Below are 17646 nucleotides of genomic sequence, written 5' to 3'. Positions count from 1 at the left end.
ACGGGAGATGGATTCGGATGGGGACGCCGAGCCAGACCGCTGGTCTCGATTGCGGCAGGCCACCGCGGACGCCGTGATCAAGATGCTCGACGGTCCATCCCTGGACGTGCTGGCACGGTGCGCGATCGCCGGGACCTTCGACGAGGACGTGTTCTCATCGCTTCTGCAGACCAACGACCTCACTCTCGAGAGTCTCGCGACCCGTTTCCTGGTCGCACCGGCCGCGCCGTCGGCCGGAGCCGATGGAACGCCGACGCGTTACCGTCTCACCGGCACCCTCGCGGACGCGTTCTGGGAGCATTGGCAAGAGACCGTCGAGCCGGACTATGTGCGTGAACTGTCGTTGGCTCTTTCCACCTATTACGCCGGTCTCGACGGGCCCGGCCAGGCCGGCCACGAACAGCTCCGACACCTTCTTCTGGCGGACGGCGAGCGGGCCCACTCGGTGTTCGTCGGCCTGTTCCGGGCCGCGGATCAGCGCTTCGACCTGTCGGAGTGCTGGAACCTGCTCGACATCCTCGACGATCCACCGCGATCGCGGCGGCTGCCCGACGTCCTGGTCGCGGAGCGGGAGCGCTGCCGTAGCCGGGCCCGGATCCGCGCCGCGTGGGCCGACGACTTCCGGGTGACCAGGCCGAGCGTGTATCTCGAGCGCGCCTCGCTCCAGCAGGCGCTCGGCGATGTGCTGGGCGACGTCCCGGACGCGCCGTGGCTGGTTCGCCTCAAGGGGGTCGGCGGCACCGGAAAGACGACCCTCGTCCGGTGGTTCACCTCCCGGCGCTGTGTCGCCGCCGACCTGGACGGCCCGCTGCCGATCCCCTGCGCCTGGATCGACGGTGCGACGACCAGCACGGTCGAACTGCTCGAACGTCCGTGGCTGCTTCTGGTCGCGGCCGCGGCCCGGTTGGGCAGGCTGTTGGACGACCGCCGCTTCGAGGGGTTCCTCGACGAGTACGACCGCTATCGGGACCTGCTTATCCCGGCTGGGGACGGCGGTGCGTCGATCGTGACCGGCACCGGGGTCGACGCGGCGGAGGTGGAGCACCGGTTCGCCGACGAGACGGAAAGCCTCGGGCCCTTCGTCCTCATCCTGGACAACCTCGACGACCTGTACCAGTTGGGCAGTCTGGACAGGCAGCGGCTCGAAGCCCTGTTCGCGATGCTCGAACGTGTCCACCGGGCCACGCACGGCAGGCTGCGCGTCGTGATCGCCTGCCGGTACGACTTCCGCGACCTGCTGCCCGACGCCGAGATCCTCCGCCGGGGCGCCATCGAAGCGGTCCGGTTCGAGGAACAGGAGGTCCGCGAACTCCTGCACCGCCACGGCATCGACGACCCGGCCGTGGTCCAGGCGGTGACGGAGCGCAGCGACCGGCTGCCCGTCCTCGTCACCGGATACGCCGCGATCCTGCCGCGGGGCGTCACGGCGGCCGCGGCCAAGGAGATCGTCGAGGCTCCGGGGCCGGTGATCGCCTATATCGCCGAGCGCATCATCGGTCAGACCCCTGATCTGGTGGTGCGCTGGGCGCTGCAGTACAGCAGCGTGGCCGTGATCTTCGACCGGGAGTTCTTCTCCCAGGTGATGCTGCCGGTGCTCCGGGCCAGCGAGCCGGACGGCGAGGTGCGCTGCCAGATGAACCGGGCGAGCAAGGCCAAGCTTCCGCGGAACCCCGAATGGGAGGTGCCGGATCCGTCGGACCACGAGCGGATAGTGGCTCTGTGGGAACAGATCAACGTGGTCAGCCGTGGTCTTCCCTGGTTCAAGGTGGTGGACGGCGGGAGCCACGCCATCGTCGAAGCCGACCGGCGCGCCGAGCTGAGTGCGGACGTCGCGCTCCACGACGCGACCCGCCGCATTCACGAGCGGGCCGTGGCGTACTACGGCGAGCTGGGCGAGTTCGACGCCTCGCCCGGCGACACGTGGCCGCAATGGCAGCGGAGAAGGGTCTACCACGCTGTCCACCTCGATCCGGACCGGGGACTCGACGACTGGCGTCAGGCCACCGGCACGGCCCGGGCACAGGGCCGGCTGGACTGGGCCCGGGCACTGACCGCGAACGTGCTCGCGGACTTCGGCTTCCGCGTGCTGCCGGCCGGTGACGGGGACGCCGCGGCGGCGAGCGAGCGCGGGCTGCTCGGACCGGCCGCCGCCTATGAGATGTACGTCGACCTGGCCAGGACGGATGTCCAGACAGTCGGTCTGCTCCCCGGTTCGAGCCGGCCGACCCCGGCCGCCGCCTGGCCCGCGCGGGCGTCCTACGCGGTGAGAGCGGCAGAGGAGGCGCGCGCGGAGTGCGTCGCTGACGGGCACCAAGTGCCGTCGAACCCGTACTGGGAAATCCTCACATTCCTCGAGTGTGTGTTACAGGACTCCGAGTCGGCGGCCGGGCGCGACCGTGACTGGGTGGAGCGGGTCGCGATCACGGACAGCCAGACACGTGACGCCTTCCTGGTACTGGCACGCCATCTGCGCCGCGCCGGCTGGGACGACGAGGCGCCCGGCGAGGACGCGTACGCCGACGCGTTCGCGCGGGCCCGGGCGGCCGGGGAGGGCGAGCCGTGGGTGGCGGCCGAGGCGGCTTCGTGGCATCTGGACGCGGAGCGCGCCGAGGCGGCGCTGCGGTGGTGCGAGCGGGGCGTCGCAGTGCCCGAACGGCCCTACGGCCCCGACGCCGCCGCGACCGCGCTGCTGCGGGTGCTGCACGCGTCCGCACTGCTCCAGCTGGGCCGGCCGGCCGACGTCCTGGACGTCCTGGCGGAACACGCGGGATACCAGCCGCTCGGACTGGAGCTCGGCACCGTCGCCGCGCGCGCATTCATGGCGCTGCGCCGGCCGTTGCAGGCGGTCTCGCAGCTGCGGGAGCCCGACCGGAACGCCGAGAGTCTGCCCGCCGCCGTCCGCCTCGACGCCGCGCTTCTCGAAGCGGACGTCAACGGTCAGCTGCTCGACCGCGACGCGGTGGACGTCTGCCTGGACCGTGCGGAGTCGCTGGCCGGGCTGACGATGTCGCCCACGCACCGGGCCCTTATCGTGACCGCGCGGGCGCGCGCCGCCCTGGACGCGTTCGGCGATCTGACGCAGGCCGGCGAGGTGCTGGACCGTCCCCTCCCGGGAACGCTGCTGGACGCCGCCGCGCGCGTCGATGTCGAACTCGTACGCGCCGCGGTGATCCACCGGTCCCAAGCCCTCGATCCAGAGCTCGGTCTGGCCCGGCTGAGTATGTGTCTTGACACCGTGTGGGAGGCGGCCGACGGTGCCCATGGCAGTCGTGGCATGCGGGTGAAGGCGCTCGCTGCCGAACTGGACTACGGGAGCCTGCTCGCCGCCGGGCGCGCCGAACGTGCCCTTGACCGACTTCTCGACGAGCTCGGGGAGGAGCCGGCGGCGAGCCGTTTCCGGCTGCTGGAGCCGTTGGCACGATGCCGGGCGCTCGAGCTCGGTGAAGCCGCGCTGGCCTCGGCGCGGCACACGGTCTCGACCCTGTTCCCGGTGGCCGAACGGCCGGAGCCGGCGGAGGCCGGCGAGCGGGCGGCCGCCGAGAACGACGCGTGGCGGCGCTTGACACTCGCGGAGCTGTACCGGGTCATCGGGGCCAAGGATCCGATGGTCAAGATGCGGGACCAGGCAGTCTCCGTTCTGGGCGAGCGCCATTACTTCGTCCGGTGGCAGGGGCTCGACGCGGTGCGGCGGGTCGGAGCCCCCCGGGCGATCCGGCCGTTGGAGCTGGAGGACTTCGCTCTGCAGTTTCGCGCCTATCCGGCGCTGGTCTCCGCGGCCTTCACGGTTTGGGTCGAGGCGTATGACGCGGACCTGACCTCACCGGAGAGCGAGGATCTGCTGCGGCGTGCGCGCGAGCTTTCGGACAGCACACCGAACGTCTCGCAGTACTCGGTGGGGTTGGTCGCCTTACTGGAGAAACAGGCCCGGGCCGACGGCCGGGAGGTCGACGCCGACCAGCTCGGCGACGAGGTCGCACGGCTCCGGGACCGGCTGGGCGTCCAGCGGCGCGCGCCGTGGCGGCCGCGGACGGCCGACGCCGGACAGATCGTCGTCCGGGACACCGGCGGCGGTATCCGGATCTCGACCGCGGGTTACGCGGCGGAGGAGGTGGACATCCCCGCCGAAGCGCTGGTGTGGGACGACGAGGGCGCCCTCGTGGCGAGGTCGCGGCTGTCCCGGTCGCTGGAGGAGCAGCTGGCGGCCCGCGGCGACGTCCCGACGGCGGTGGGCTTCTCCTGGTCGGCCGCGGCCCTCGCCGCGCAGCCGTGGGAGGTGTTGCAGCTGCGCGGCGGGCCGTTGTTCCGTGCTCCCGGTGTCTCCGACGTCGTGCGGCACGAAGCCAAGCGCGGTCCGGACCGGTACCGGATCAGGCTTCTGCGACGGGTGATGGCGGCGTACTGGTCTGTCCGGGAGGGGAACGAAGCCGGGGCCGCGACCGGGACCGGGACCGGAGCCGGGAACGGAGATGCCGGCGAGCCCACGAGGCACGATCCGAGCGCCTTCGACGCCAGGTCCAGCAAGCGGTTCGAACGGGCGCTTCGTGACTTCGCCGGTGAACTGGGCCTGAGCTGGGCGTCCGCAGGTCCCGACCGCGAGCGGATCGAGTCCGCCGCGTTCGCCGAAGCGGTCGAGTTCTTCCGCCAGAGGCGCGCCACCGCCCCCGGGCCGCTGCGAGTGCGCGTCGTGGTACCGGCGGTCGGGGGCAGCATGTCAGCGCTCTCCGTCATCGAACAGCGTGTCCGGCAGGTCGACTCGGCCTACCGGGGAGCGCCGGCGGCGGGCGGCGAGCCGGGCGCGCGTCGGGCGCGGGTGAAGGTCGACTTCGGTGCGGAGGCCTTCGCCGCGGGACCCGGGGACAAGCGCCCTTGCGACATCCTGCACCTGTGCGGACCGCTCCGAGCGGCCGAGGGCCTGCCGCTGATCGGCGTGCCGCGCGATGGCTCCACCATGAGCGAGCGGGAGCTGGACTCGCTCGTCGAAGCGTGCACGGACATCGTCCCACCGCTGGTGGTCCTGGACCTCCTCGCCCCCAAGAGCTCGTCGCCGGACGAGGTCCGCAGGCAGCTGGAACAACGCAACATGTTCGCCCACCGCCTGCTGGCGCTCGGCGGCGTCGACACGGTGATCGCCACCGGCTTCGAACGCCCCGGAGCGGGTCGTCAGCCCAAGGCCCTCGCCGCTGCGTTCACCCGCCACGCCACGCCCTCCGCCGCGTGCCGCACGATCCGCGCGACCACGTCGAGCGCCTCGGGCTCCCTGGCGTACGAGACCACGGCGCTGTTCAGCGGCCTGCGACCGCAGCTGATTTTCGAGCCGGGGTTGTTCGTCGGGGGATGAGATGCCTGCGTTAGTTCGGTGTTAGGCACTGCTGCGAGCCTGACGGTACGGCGCCGCGAGCGCAAGGCCGCCCTCTCGGACCGCACCTGCACCCGCTGACGATCTCAGGAGTCGTAGATGCTTGGAAAGAGAATCAAGAGGCTGATTGCCGGCCTCGCCTCAGTCGCGCTCAGTGCCGGGCTCGGTGCCGGTCTGACCGCCGGCCCGGCGCAGGCCGCCGCTCCGCAGACGGCGGCAGCCGCTGGTGTCAAGGTGCTGATGGACGGTTACGACTCCGGCACGGGGCTCATCGGCGGGGGCTGGTGGACCTCGGCGGTCGCGTTGAGCACGGTGATGACGTACCAGCAGATCACCGGGGACACCAGCTACAACTATGCGATCTCCGGGGCGTTCACCGCGAATAAGGGCTCGAACTTCGAGAACTCCTACCTGGACGACACCGGCTGGTGGGCCCTGGCCTGGGTGCAGGCGTACGACATCACCGGCGACGCCGACTACCTGCACATGGCCGAGACCGATGCCGCGTACATCCACAGCTACTGGGACTCCACCTGTGGCGGCGGGGTGTGGTGGAGCACTGCGAAGACGTACAAGAACGCCATCCCGAACGAGCTCTTCCTGGAGCTCACCGCCGCGCTCCACAACCGGGTCTCCGGCGACACCACGTACCTGGGGTGGGCGAACGCGGAGTGGAACTGGTTCAACGGCAGCGGCATGATCAACGGCTCGCATCTGATCAACGACGGGCTGAACGGCTCCTGCCAGAACAACGGGCAGACGGAGTGGACGTACAACCAGGGCGTGGTGCTGGCCGGGCTGTCCGAGCTCGCGCGGGCCACGGGGAACAACGGCCTGCTGGGCACCGCCGAGACCCTGGCGAACGCCTCCACGGCGTACTTCTCGCACAACGGGGTCGTCGTCGAGCCCTGCGAACCGAACTGCGGAGCCGACGGCCCCTCGTTCAAGGGCGTGTATGTCAGGGGTCTTCGTACGCTCGCGAGCGCGGCCGGGACCACCGCCTACGACGCCTTCCTGCAGGCACAGGCAAGCTCGATCGTCGCGCACGACACGAGCAGCGGTGGTCAGTTCGGCCTGAGCTGGGCCGGGCCGGTCCAGAGCGTGTCGACGGGGACGCAGTCCAGCGCCGAGGCGGCCTTGGTCGTGAACGTGCGTAACCGGTATGAGGTCGCTTTCAACGCCGGCGGCACCAACGAGCTCTACCTCTACGGCAACGGCCCCGGCGGCATCGATGGCGGCGTCGCCGGCGTGACCGTCGCGCCCGGGACCAGCCCCGCCATCGCTGAGCTGGCCGGCGGCGGTTATGAAGTCGCCATCAACGATGCCGACACGAATCAGCTCTACCTTTATGGCGTCGGCGCGGGAAGCGTGACCGGCGGCACGTCTCTCGGCGTTGCCGCAGGGACGAGCCCGGCCATCACCGCTCTGCCTGGTGGCGGCTTCCAGACGGTGTTCTCGGCTGCGGGTACCAATACCCTGTGGCGCTACGGGTCCGGGCCGGGGAGCTACACCGGGTCGACGCCTGTTGGTCTCGCTGCCGGCACCAATCCCGCGATCACGACGCTGACCAACGGCAGCATCCAGGTCGCCTTCAACGCCGGTGGCACCAACGAGCTCTACTTCTACGGCAACGGCCCTGGCATCACCGAGGGCGGCACGCTGGTCGGTCTCGCCGCGGGTACGAGCCCTGCAATCACGGCCTTGCCCGGTGGCGGCTTCCAGACGGTGTTCTCCGCTGCGGGGACCAATACCTTGTGGCGCTACGGGGTCGGCTCCGGAAGCTATACCGGATCCACGCCGGTCGGCCTGGCCGCCGGGACGAACCCCGCCGTCACGACCCTGACCAACGGCAGCATCCAGGTTGCCTTCAATGCCGGTGGCACCAACGAGCTCTACTTCTACGGCAACGGCCCCGGCATCATCGAGGGCGGCACGCCGGTCGGTCTCGCCGCGGGGACAAGCCCGGCCATCACCGCCCTGCCCGGCGGCGGCTTCCAAACCGTGTTCACCGCCTCCGGCAGCAACACCTTGTGGCGCTACGGCGTCGGCCCGGGGAGCTACACCGGATCGACTCCCGTCGGTCTCGCCGCCGGCACCAGCCCGGCTGCCGATTAGGCGGAACGGAACTGGTCTCGCCGGAACCGGTACGCGCCGGTTCCGGCGAGACCGTTGTGTGCGCAGGGAGTCCGGCGGTGTGATCTTGCCCGGGGCGTGCCTTCGGACGCGGCCGCGCGAGCATTGGCGAGTCATCGCTATCGCAGTACTCTGACAATCGCCCTCGCCCGCACGTTCCGTCGCTCCGAGCTGGAGGCAAAACCTTGATCCGTCGTCTCGCCGTCGCCGCACTCCTGGGCAGCTCCGTCTTTGCGTTCTCGACGGCGCCGGCTCACGCCGTGCCAATCTGCAAGGCCGACTACGCCTGCACCATGACGTTCTACTCGAACGGCAGCCATACCACCGTGATCGGCCAGATATACGTGGACTGCTATGGCCAGCGGTCGCAGTGGGGCTCCATAAGCGGGTACGAGGTGGTCACGCAGTCCGAGTGCAGCGAACCGCCGGCGTTCGCCACCCGGTAGCGGTTTGGGCCGCTGAAACGGACGTTCGCCGAGCTCCGCCTGGTGGTGGAGCTCGGCCTGCGGAGCTTGGCCCGTGGAGCTCGGCCCGCGCGTCAGCTGAACGAGTACCCGCTCCAGAAGTGGGTGGTCGGGCTGTAGATGCATTCCCAGTAGACGCCGCCCACCCGCTGCCCCGCCGCGTCGCAGAGCTGGTACGTCGGGTATCGCCCGAAGTACTTCGACGTGTAGGCCTGGGCTTCCTGAACGCTGCCGATCGAAACCGTCCCGACGATCAGAGCGGCGACACCCAAACGCTTGACCCGACCGTTCATGCTTCCACCGTTTCTCGCTGTGGCTGGTGGAAGAGAGTTAAGAGGCTTTACTCGTTTTCGTCAACGGTCAAGACCTGGGCATGGGGCGTGTGGTGACTCCACATAGGTACTCCTGGGAAGTTGTGGCGATGCGCTTCCCCGACGCTATGGCCGGGCTCCGCGCCCAACGAGGGGTGGGAGGCGCCAGGTTGGAGGCCGAACGCGCCACCGGAACCCGCAGTTGGATGCAAGGGTTTGTGTCAGGGTGCTTCGATGCTGCGCAGTGACGAAGGCAGGTCGCCGTGTCGGCGCTGGACCGCGCGGCGGTACGCGCGCAGGTCGCTGTAGCCGACTCGGGCGGCCACCGAGGCGATGGTCAGGTCGGAGTCTTGGAGCAGGTGCAGTTCTCGGCGTGCGCGGACCGCGTCGAGCTCTTCGCGCCACGTCGTCTGGTTCTCGGCCAGGCGGCGTTGCAGGGTGCGGGTGCTGAGGGCGAGGCGGGCCGCGACGTCGGCCAGCGTCACCGAGTCGCGCTCGGCGGCGCCGGCCAGCGCCACGCGGAAGGCGTCGATCCAGCACAGGACCGGCTTGGCGGCGGCCAGCGTGAGATCGGCGTGCTGCTCCAGGATCTGGCCCAGGCCGGGCAGAGTGGGCGGCAGGGGCGCGCGGACGTCGCGGTCGAGGAACGTGATGGCGGTGTGCTCGGCGCCGAAGTCGATGGCACGGGTGCCGAACGCGGTGTGCAGCACCTGCACGTCCTTCGGCGCCCGATGCCGGAACGCGACGCGTACCGGGTCGATCGGCCGACGGGCCGCCCCGCGCACCCGTCCGAGGTAGATCGCCAGGGCGAAGAACTCGATGGCGTCGACGACGTCGGGCATCTCCTGCCGGCTGGTGTGCTGCAGGGTGAAGTGCCCGCCGTCGTGGATGACGACGACGCGCTCGGCCCCGGGGTCGCCGGCCAGGGGGAGGTAGGCGAGCGCGCGCGGAAGGGACTCGATCAGGCTTTCGCCTGCGCCGAACAAGTGGTCCCACACCCCGAGGCCACCCATGGGGATGGAGATGCCCACGTTCGCGCCGATGCTCGTCCCACGCCCGTCCAGCGTCAGCTGCTCCCACAGCGCGAGCATCGTCGGCGTGGACACCCGGCACAGGTCGTTGCCCAGCGCCTCCGGCGCGAGATCCGGCAGGCACGCGAAGCGGCGCGAGTCCGCTTCCGCGGTGCCGAGCGCTGTCAGTACCGCGGCTGCGAGTCGGTTGGAAACCGTGCCTTCATGCACGGTTTGACAACATACCGGCTGTCGGGCGCCCCCGGACTCTCGATGCGGGGAGGTACGGGAGGTCCGGGGGCACCCTGCGCGGGTGGCGCGATGGCAGAGTCCTGCTAGCGAGTTCCTACCGGCAGGCCGCCTACAGGGTCTTGTTGTCGCGGCCGTCGCAGTAGACCCAGTCGCCGCTCTGGGACGCCGGGATGTAGCACCTGGCGGTCCGGACCGAGCCGTTGTCGTTGTCGTAGCCGGTGATGGTCACCCACCCCTTGTACCACCAGCCCTTGAGGCCGACGTAGCTGGAGCCGGGCACGCTGAACTTCGGAGTGCAGACGTTCGGCTTGTTGTTCTGGTTGGTCCCGCAGATCTTGACTTCGTCGGAGTACCACGTCGACACCGCCACCTGCTGCCCATTGGTCCCCGCCGACGCCGTGCCGGCCGCGACGACCGGCAGCGCGATGGTGGCGACGGCGGTGAGCGTGGCGGCGAGCTTCTTGCTTCTCTTCATGAATCCTCCTCAGCGTTGTGGCTTCGAACACCTCGAAGCTATCGACGGCCGAGGTGTGCACGAATCAGCCCGGGAGCTGAGCTTTTGCGAATCAGGACTCGTATGAAGGCGGTATTGGACAGGGCGCGGCTACTTCGTTGGTGCGACGCTGCTACTGCTGCGGTATTAGGGGGAAATCGGCGGTTGTCCTCCGGTTGGCCCGAAGACAGCCCTCGATCTCGCCGATGCCGGTGACCCCCACGCCCTGGGCTGTGACGGCTCCTTCGCGCGCTCCCTCGCCTCCCTCCCGGTCAGCGGCGGCTACGCAACCCTGAGCCTCCGCTACTCCGACTGGTGCCACGCCAACTGGGCGCTGGTGTCCACGCCCGGCGACAACTTCGGCGTGGACTTCTGGGTCGAGAACTCGTACGGCGACAACGAGTCGGCCGGCGCCGTCGCCGGTACCAGCGCCTGGACGGCGATGGTCAATGGGATCCCGAAGGCGAGGGCGTGCGCCGTCGACAACTTCAAGTACCCGCCTACGAAGCCTGGTTGTACCGGCTGGTACTAGGGTCCCGGCTGCGTTCTGGTTTGTGCCGGTCATCGGCCTCGTCCTGGTTGCAGGGCGGGGCCGCCGACGTCGGCGGCCACGGTGAAGTGGGGGAGGGGGTGCAGCCGATCCAGGAGCGGGCCGGTCATGATCGTCGTGAGGAGGGCCATCACCACCATCATCGAATACGTCCGGTGGTCCAGGATGCCCAGTTGGACGCCGGTGGTGAGCACGATCAGTTCGGTGAGGCCCCGGGTGTTCATCAGTGCTCCCAGCGCGGCGGACTGGCGGCCGCTGATGCCCAGGAGGCGTGCGGTGGCCAGGGTGCCCGCGAATTTGCCGCCGACGGCGACCGCCATGATCAGCAGGAGGGTCGCGACGCCGCTGATGCCCAGGTGTGACAGATCGACGGCCAGGCCGGCGATGATGAAGAAGGCCGGCATCAGCAGCATGGTGCTGATCTGCTCGATGGCCGCTCGGAGGGAGGCGCTCTGTTCTCGCGGCACGATCGTGCCGATCAGGAACGCGCCGAAGATGAAGTTGAGGCCCGTCCATTCCAGGAAGGCGGCTGAGCCGAGGACCGCCGCGATCACGAGGGCCGGGCTCGGCGTCGGCGTCGACGTCGACGGCGCGGGTTGCGGGGCGTCGGGTGTCCCGGCGGCGGTCGCCGTGGCGTCCGGTGTCGCCGGGGTGCGGGGCGCCCGGCGTCCCGCCAGGAACACGGCGGCGACGAACGGCGGCACCAGGGCGATCTTCCACGGTGCCGCGCCGTGCGGCGTGGAGATGGTGATGGACACCGCCAGCAGGGTCCAGGCCACGAGGTCGCAGATGGCCGCGCCGGCCAGGGCGACTCCGCCGAGGGCGGTGCGGAGGATGCCGCGGTCGGCGAGGATGCGGGCCAGGACCGGGAACGCCGTGATCGACATCGCGGTGGCCAGGAAGAGGACGAATCCGGCCCGGTGCCCCGGCGGCTGATCGTGGGACATCCACAGCGCGAGCGGTATGGCCAGGGCGAAGGGGACAATCATCGCCCCCGCCGCGATGCCCGCGGCGGTGGTGCGCATGCCGCGCAGGAGCGAGTGGTCCAGTTCGAGCCCGACGATGAACATGAACAGGGCGATGCCCAGGTCGGCCAGCGCGCTCAGAGGCGGCCGGATGCTGGTGGGGAACAGCCAGCGGTCCAGCGTGGAGCCGAACAGGGTCGGGCCGAGCAGGATGCCGACCAGGATCTCGCCGATGACCGCGGGCTGGCGGACGCGGCGGGCCGCGGCGCCGGCGGCTCGGGCCAGTACCAGGATGAGCGCCAGGTCGAGGAACAGGAGCGTGATATCGCGGCTGGTCATGATGAGGCTGTCCTTTCGGAGCATCGCCGGTCCGTGCGGAAGACAGGGAGCGGGAAGTGCCGTGCGCGTCAGGGGCGCGCCACCGAAGAAAGGCGGCTCATTGTCGCATCAGGGCTCTGTGAGGAGCGATAGCCGAGGCATTCGGCGAGGGGCCCGGTGGCGGGATTTCGATAAGAGATTCCGTCAGCCGGATGCGGGGTTCGGCGGAATGCGCACGTGGCGCGGATTGGCCGCGGAAAATGATCTGCTGACCGGGGTGGCGGAACTCCGACGCCGGTGCCTTTCGGATTCCCAGCGCTGTGCGCGCGGTGGTAAGACATTACACTGATAAAACCGGCGGGGTTTCCCAGCGGTCGGCCGAGTCTTGCGGGGAGCCGCCCGCCGACGCGGAAGGGGATCGCGGAGCCATGAGGATCCTGGTGGTCGACGATCACCGTGAGCTTGCCGAGACCGTGGCGGCCGGCCTGCGCCGGGAAGGGCTGGCCGTCGACGTGGCCCTGGACGGGCCCAGCGCCCTGGAGATCGCCGCGAGCGCCCGCTACGACGTGGTCGTGCTCGACCGCAACCTGCCGGGCCTGCACGGGGACGACGTGTGTCGGGCGCTGGTGGGGCAGGGCCATCCGGCCCGGGTGCTCATGCTGACCGCCGCCGGGACGGTCGAGGACCGGGTCGACGGCCTGTCCTGCGGCGCGGACGACTACCTGCCCAAGCCGTTCGCGTTCGCCGAGCTGGTGGCGCGTATCAGGGCACTGTTGCGGCGCAACCAGCCCGGGCTGCCGCCGATGCTGGCGCACGGGAACCTCACCTTCGACCCCGGGCGGCAGGTCGTGTTCCGGGCCGGACAGCGGCTGCCGCTCAGCCCCAAGGAGCTCGCGGTGCTCGAACTGCTGCTGACGGCGCGCGGCCGGGCCGTGTCCGGCGAGGAACTGCTGGAACGTGCCTGGGACGCCGCGGCCGACCCGTTCACGAACACGGTGAAGGTCACGATCAGCCGGCTGCGCCGCAAGCTCGGCGACCCGCCGCTCATCGAGACGGTTCCCCAGGCGGGCTATCGGCTGGTCGGCGAATGATCGGCTTCCGCCGCCGGCCGCGGTGGACGCTCCAACTGCGGCTGGCGCTGCTCTACGGCTCGCTGTTCGTGGTGAGCGGCACGCTGCTGCTCTTCATCCTCTACCTGGTGGCGCGGCCGTTGAACCTGCTCGCCGTCGCGCCGCCCGCGCCCGCGCCGTCCGCGGCGCGGCAGGGCCTGCCGACGGTGCCGGTCATGCCCACCGTGCCGATCATGCCGACCCTTCCGATCATGCCGTCGGGCGTTCTCGGGACGGTTCCGGTTCCGACGTCGGTGCCCACCGCGGTGCCCGCCCCGATCGGCGGGCCGCTCCAGCGGTCGGTGGACCTGCGGAAGCTGCTGGTGGCCTCCGGCGCGGCGCTGGCCGGCATGACGGTCATCTCCGTGGGCCTGGGCTGGCTGCTGGCTCGCCGCGCGCTGCGTCCGCTGCGGACGATGGCGCTGACCGCACGCGAGATCTCGGAACGCAGCCTGCACCGGCGGCTCGCCGTGCCGGGCCCGCAGGACGAGATCAAGGGCCTGGCCGACACCTTCGACGGCCTGCTCGAACGGCTGGAGGACGCGTTCCAGGCGCAGCGCCGGTTCGTCGCCAACGCCTCGCACGAGCTGCGCACCCCGCTCACCCTCAGCCGCAGCCTGCTGGAGATCGCGCTGGCCGACCCCGACGCGACCACCCCGGACCTGCGCCGCACCTGCCAGCGCGTGCTGGTGAGCAACCAGCACCTGGAAGGGCTCATCGAAGCGCTGCTGACCCTGGCCCGCAGCCAGCGCGGGCTTGACGTCCGGGTCGAGGTGGACCTCGCCGAGGCGGCCGCGGAGTGCGTCGAGGCGTTCGACGCCGAGGCCGCCGCCCGGGGCTGCCGGATCGAGGCCTCCTTCGGCGCGGCACGCACCGAGGGCGACGCCGGGCTGATCGAGCGGCTGATCGGCAACCTGGTCGACAACGCCGTCCGGTACAACGTGCCGGGCGGCCGGATCACGGTCTGGACCGGCCTGGAAGCCGGCCGGCCGGCGCTTCGGGTGGTGAACACCGGCCCGGAGATCGCACCCGGCCAGATCGACGCGCTCTTCGAGCCCTTCCACCGGCTCGACACCACCCGGGGACACTCCGAGCGGAGCGGCCTGGGAGTGGGCCTGTCGATCGTCGCCGCGATCGCGCTCGCGCACGGCGCCGAACTCCGCGCCGGCCCCGGCCCGGAGGGCGGACTCGACGTCCGGATCGGCTTCCGGCCCGTCCCGGCGCCGACCGCGGCGCGCGTCGGCTCGGAGCCTCCGCCGGTGATCGTGGCGGCCGAGTAGCCGAAGTGGCCGAGTAGTCGAAGTAGCCGAGTCGCCGAAGTAGCCGAAGTAGCCGGAGTAGTCGAGTAGCCGAGTGGCCGAGGCAGCCGATCAGCCGGCAGCGCACCACAGCACAGCACAGCACAGCAGAGCGCCGCGCCGACGGCCCGGGAACCGCACCCGGCCGAGTGAATCAGAACCCTGTCTCGCCGGCGGGACAGCGCCGCACAGCCTCCCGAAGCGGGTTCGCGCGCTGTGGGCTGCGCGAACGACGGAATTCACCCCGGAGAACACAGAGCGCGGACACCCGCGCCGACAGGCCCTTTCATGGCTTTTCGCCGCGGCCGCGAAGTATGGTGCGGCGACAAGTCGGCGGTAAAGATCCCAGCACTATGACTTCAATGGCTCAGGTCGCGAGAAGGTGATGTATGAGCACCGAGGAATTCGACGTGGTGGTCGTGGGTGGCGGACCGGGCGGTTCGACCCTGGCCGCGTTGGTGGCGATGCGGGGACACCGGGTTCTGATCCTGGAGAAAGAATCATTCCCGCGTTATCAGATCGGCGAATCGCTGTTGCCGTCGACGATTCACGGCGTGTGCCGGCTTATCGGCGCCAGCGATGAGCTTGCGAAAGCCGGATTCACCCTCAAGCGGGGCGGCACATTCCAGTGGGGCGCCAGTCCGGACCCCTGGACGTTCGCGTTCGCCGTCTCGCCGAAGATGGCGGGTCCGACGTCCTACGCGTACCAGGTCGAGCGGATGAAGTTCGACCAGATCCTGCTCGACAACGCCCGCCGGGCCGGCGCGGAGGTGCGCGAGCGGTGCCCGGTCTCGGCGGTGATCGAGGACGAGGAGGCCGTGCGCGGCGTCCGGTACACCGATGCCGACGGCGTCGAGCACGAGGTGGCCGCGAAGTACGTGGTGGACGCGTCGGGCAACACCAGCCGGATCTACCGCGCGGTCGGCGGCACCCGGAACTACTCGGAGTTCTTCCGCAACATCGCCCTGTTCGGGTACTTCGAGGGCGGCAAGCGGATGCCCGAGCCCAACGCGGGCAACATCCTGTGCGTCGCCTTCGACAGCGGCTGGTTCTGGTACATCCCGCTGAGCCCGACGCTCACCAGCGTCGGCGCCGTGGTCCGGCAGGAGCTGGCGGCCAAGGTCCAGGGCGACCCGGCCAGCACGCTGGCCGGCCTGATCGACGAGTGCCCGCTGATCAAGGAGCACCTGGCCGACGCCACGCAGGTCACCACCGGGGAGTACGGACGGACCCGGGTGCGCAAGGACTACTCGTACCACAACACGGTCTTCTGGCGTCCCGGCATGGTGCTCATCGGGGACGCGGCGTGCTTCGTCGACCCGGTCTTCTCCTCGGGCGTGCACCTGGCCACCTACAGCGGCCTGCTGGCGGCGCGCTCCATCAACAGCGTGCTGTCCGGGACGGTGAAGGAGGAGGCCGCCTTCACCGAGTTCGAGGCGCGGTACCGGCGCGAGTACGGGGTCTTCTACGAGTTCCTGACCTCGTTCTACGACATGCACGTGAGTGAGGACTCGTACTTCTGGCAGGCCCGCAAGATCACCAAGAAGAACCACTCCGAGCTGGAGGCCTTCGTCGAGCTGGTCGGCGGCGTCGCCTCCGGGGAGAGCGCGCTGACCGACGCGGAGGCGGTCGCCGAGCGGCTGCGGGCCCGGTCCGCGGAGTTCGCCGGCGCCGTCGAGGAGCTGGCCGGCGAGCGGGACGAGAGCATGATGCCGCTGTTCAAGTCCTCGGTGGTGCGGCAGGCGATGCAGGAGGGCACGCAGGTGCAGAACCAGGTGATCCTCGGCGAGCTGGGCGAGGACGTCCACGAGCTGGACACGCCGCTGTTCCCGGGCGGTCTCGTGCCGTCCGCGGACGGCATGTCCTGGGAGTTCCCCGAGCAGGTCTGACGAACGGCGACCGCGTCGCGCCCGGGCTCGGGCGCGACGCGGTCTGTCTGTGCGGGATCTGTCTGTGCGGGATCTGTCTGTGCGGGGTCTGTCTGAGCCGGTGTGTGTTCCGGTCATCTGTGCCGATCGCGTGGCCGGCCGGCCGGTCAGAGTCGGGGGATCTCCCCGTGCGACTGCTCCATCTCGACCGCCTCGTACAGCGCCTTGATGTTGGAACTGCCGAAGGTGCGCGCTCCCTGCCGCTCGATGATCTCGAAGAACAGGGTGCGCCGCGGGTGCCGCGACCGGGTGAAGACCTGGAACAGCTGGCCGTCGTGGTCCTGGTCGGCCAGCAGGTTGGTGGCCCGCAGGTCGGCCACGGTGTGGCCGGACACCTGCATCCGGTTGCCCAGCAGGTCGTAGTACGCGCCGGGCGAGGTGAGGAAGGTGACGCCGCGCGCGGTCAGGGCCTTGACGGCGCGGACCGCGTCGTCGGTGGAGAAGGCGAGGTGCTGGACCCCGGCGCCCTGGTGGCCCTTGAGGAAGTCGTCGATCTGCCCCGGGTGCGAGGTCCGTCCCGGCGCCAGGAGGGTCAGCGTCACCGCCCCGCTCCGGCTCTGCACCACCTTCGACTCCATCACCTGGGCGCCGATGGTGATGCGCTCCTCGAAGATCTCCTGGAAGCCCAGGGCCCGCTGGTAGTACTCGACCACGGGCTCCAGTTCGTCGGTGTTGAGGCAGACCGCGATGTGGTCGAGCTTCAGGAGCCCGATGTCGCCGGCGTCAGCGGTGTCGGATGCGTCCGTGTCGGTCTGCGGGGCAACGGGGACGAATCCGGGCGGCAGCCCGGCGGCCTCGTCGGGGTCGCGCTGGATCAGGGTGTGGACGACGTCGCCGAAGGCCGGGATGCTCGCGGCGCCGTCGGCGGCCGTCGGCATCTCCGGCAGGCCCAGGGCGATGTCCGCGATGCCGTCGCCGTGGACCAGGACGTAGGCCGACGCCGGGTGCTCCGGAGCCAGGCCCTCGGTCAGGACCAGCGTGATGGAGCCGTGCCGCAGGGCGGCGCTGCGGAAGCCGAGCTCCGCCGAGCCGTGCGTCCCCACGACGGAGAAGCCGTAGCCGGTCGTCCAGGACCGGACGGCGGCGTCCAGATTCTCGACGTAGATCTCGATGTACTCGATGGATTCCCGCGCTGCCCTCGATGTTTCTGGGGTATTCACAAAGAGCCCTCCCCGACTGATTGGAAATCGCTGTGATTTCGGGTCGCGAGTGCGAAAGTAAATGATCGGGGCAAGGCTACGGCGCGGGCGTCGATATTGTCACTTGTCGATGTCCGCGAAATCCTGTCTCAATATCTGGATATTCCGGCGCCCCGGGATGGGGCCGGAGGTGCCGGACGGCTGGAAAACGATCGGCACGCAGCGGTGGCGCACTGTCTCGCCGGCGGGACGAGCGCCGCGGCAGCCGGGTTGGCCGCGCCGGCGGATGGCCAGCGCATATGCGGTTTTCGGCGCTTCTC

Annotated in this window: 12 protein-coding genes; 7 read left to right on the top strand and 5 right to left on the bottom strand. The window is 70.2% G+C overall.

From position 1 onward, the window contains the following. Positions 1–7 precede the first annotated feature (7 nt). The 3 genes from ABH920_RS39145 to ABH920_RS39135 all read left to right on the top strand — a co-directional run bounded on the left by ABH920_RS39145 (position 8) and on the right by ABH920_RS39135 (position 7935). On the top strand, positions 8–5338 hold the full coding sequence (locus ABH920_RS39145) for a hypothetical protein (RefSeq protein WP_370354359.1): 5331 nt from the start codon (positions 8–10) through the stop codon (positions 5336–5338). A 117-nt stretch (positions 5339–5455) separates the two neighbouring features. After that, complete coding sequence (locus ABH920_RS39140; protein ID WP_370354358.1) at positions 5456–7471, top strand: glycoside hydrolase family 76 protein; 2016 nt, start codon at positions 5456–5458, stop codon at positions 7469–7471. A gap of 203 nt (positions 7472–7674) precedes the next feature. Continuing rightward, positions 7675–7935: a DUF6289 family protein gene (locus ABH920_RS39135; protein WP_370354357.1), complete on the top strand. Its 261-nt coding sequence runs from the start codon at positions 7675–7677 to the stop codon at positions 7933–7935. A 92-nt stretch (positions 7936–8027) separates the two neighbouring features. On the opposite strand, the gene ABH920_RS39130 is transcribed toward ABH920_RS39135, so the two are convergent. The 3 genes from ABH920_RS39130 to ABH920_RS39120 all read right to left on the bottom strand — a co-directional run bounded on the left by ABH920_RS39130 (position 8028) and on the right by ABH920_RS39120 (position 10001). Beyond that, a complete protein-coding gene (locus tag ABH920_RS39130) occupies positions 8028–8246 on the bottom strand; it encodes a hypothetical protein (protein ID WP_370354356.1) in 219 nt (72 codons plus the stop codon). A 239-nt stretch (positions 8247–8485) separates the two neighbouring features. Beyond that, positions 8486–9505 (bottom strand): AraC family transcriptional regulator ligand-binding domain-containing protein, encoded by a 1020-nt coding sequence (locus ABH920_RS39125; protein WP_370354355.1) that lies wholly within the window; start codon positions 9503–9505, stop codon positions 8486–8488. A gap of 130 nt (positions 9506–9635) precedes the next feature. Then, positions 9636–10001: a hypothetical protein gene (locus ABH920_RS39120; protein WP_370354354.1), complete on the bottom strand. Its 366-nt coding sequence runs from the start codon at positions 9999–10001 to the stop codon at positions 9636–9638. A 175-nt stretch (positions 10002–10176) separates the two neighbouring features. On the opposite strand from ABH920_RS39120, the gene ABH920_RS39115 reads away from it, so the two are divergent. Further along, positions 10177–10551, top strand: a complete 375-nt coding sequence (locus ABH920_RS39115; RefSeq protein ID WP_370354442.1) for a DUF2690 domain-containing protein — start codon at positions 10177–10179, stop codon at positions 10549–10551. Positions 10552–10580: 29 nt separating this feature from the next. Here ABH920_RS39115 and ABH920_RS39110 read toward each other — a convergent pair whose 3' ends face one another. Further along, a complete protein-coding gene (locus tag ABH920_RS39110) occupies positions 10581–11873 on the bottom strand; it encodes a cation:proton antiporter (protein ID WP_370354353.1) in 1293 nt (430 codons plus the stop codon). 407 nt (positions 11874–12280) lie between these two features. Between ABH920_RS39110 and ABH920_RS39105 the strand changes: the two genes are divergently transcribed. From ABH920_RS39105 to ABH920_RS39095, 3 genes are all read left to right on the top strand, one after another. Continuing rightward, on the top strand, positions 12281–12943 hold the full coding sequence (locus tag ABH920_RS39105) for a response regulator transcription factor (protein WP_370354352.1): 663 nt from the start codon (positions 12281–12283) through the stop codon (positions 12941–12943). Continuing rightward, a complete protein-coding gene (locus ABH920_RS39100; protein ID WP_370354351.1) occupies positions 12940–14241 on the top strand; it encodes a sensor histidine kinase in 1302 nt (433 codons plus the stop codon). Before ABH920_RS39105 ends, ABH920_RS39100 begins: the two co-directional genes overlap by 4 nt. A gap of 407 nt (positions 14242–14648) precedes the next feature. Continuing rightward, the gene (locus ABH920_RS39095; RefSeq protein ID WP_370354350.1) at positions 14649–16148 is read left to right on the top strand and encodes a tryptophan 7-halogenase; all 1500 of its coding nucleotides are present in this window, start codon (positions 14649–14651) and stop codon (positions 16146–16148) included. Positions 16149–16294: 146 nt separating this feature from the next. Here ABH920_RS39095 and ABH920_RS39090 read toward each other — a convergent pair whose 3' ends face one another. After that, a complete protein-coding gene (locus ABH920_RS39090; protein WP_370354349.1) occupies positions 16295–17347 on the bottom strand; it encodes a VOC family protein in 1053 nt (350 codons plus the stop codon). Between the last annotated feature and the right edge of the window lie 299 nt (positions 17348–17646).

Origin of the sequence: Catenulispora sp. EB89 (assembly GCF_041261445.1) — a bacterium.
GTDB lineage: Bacteria > Actinomycetota > Actinomycetes > Streptomycetales > Catenulisporaceae > Catenulispora.
This window is presented reverse-complemented; position numbering and strand designations above follow the sequence as displayed.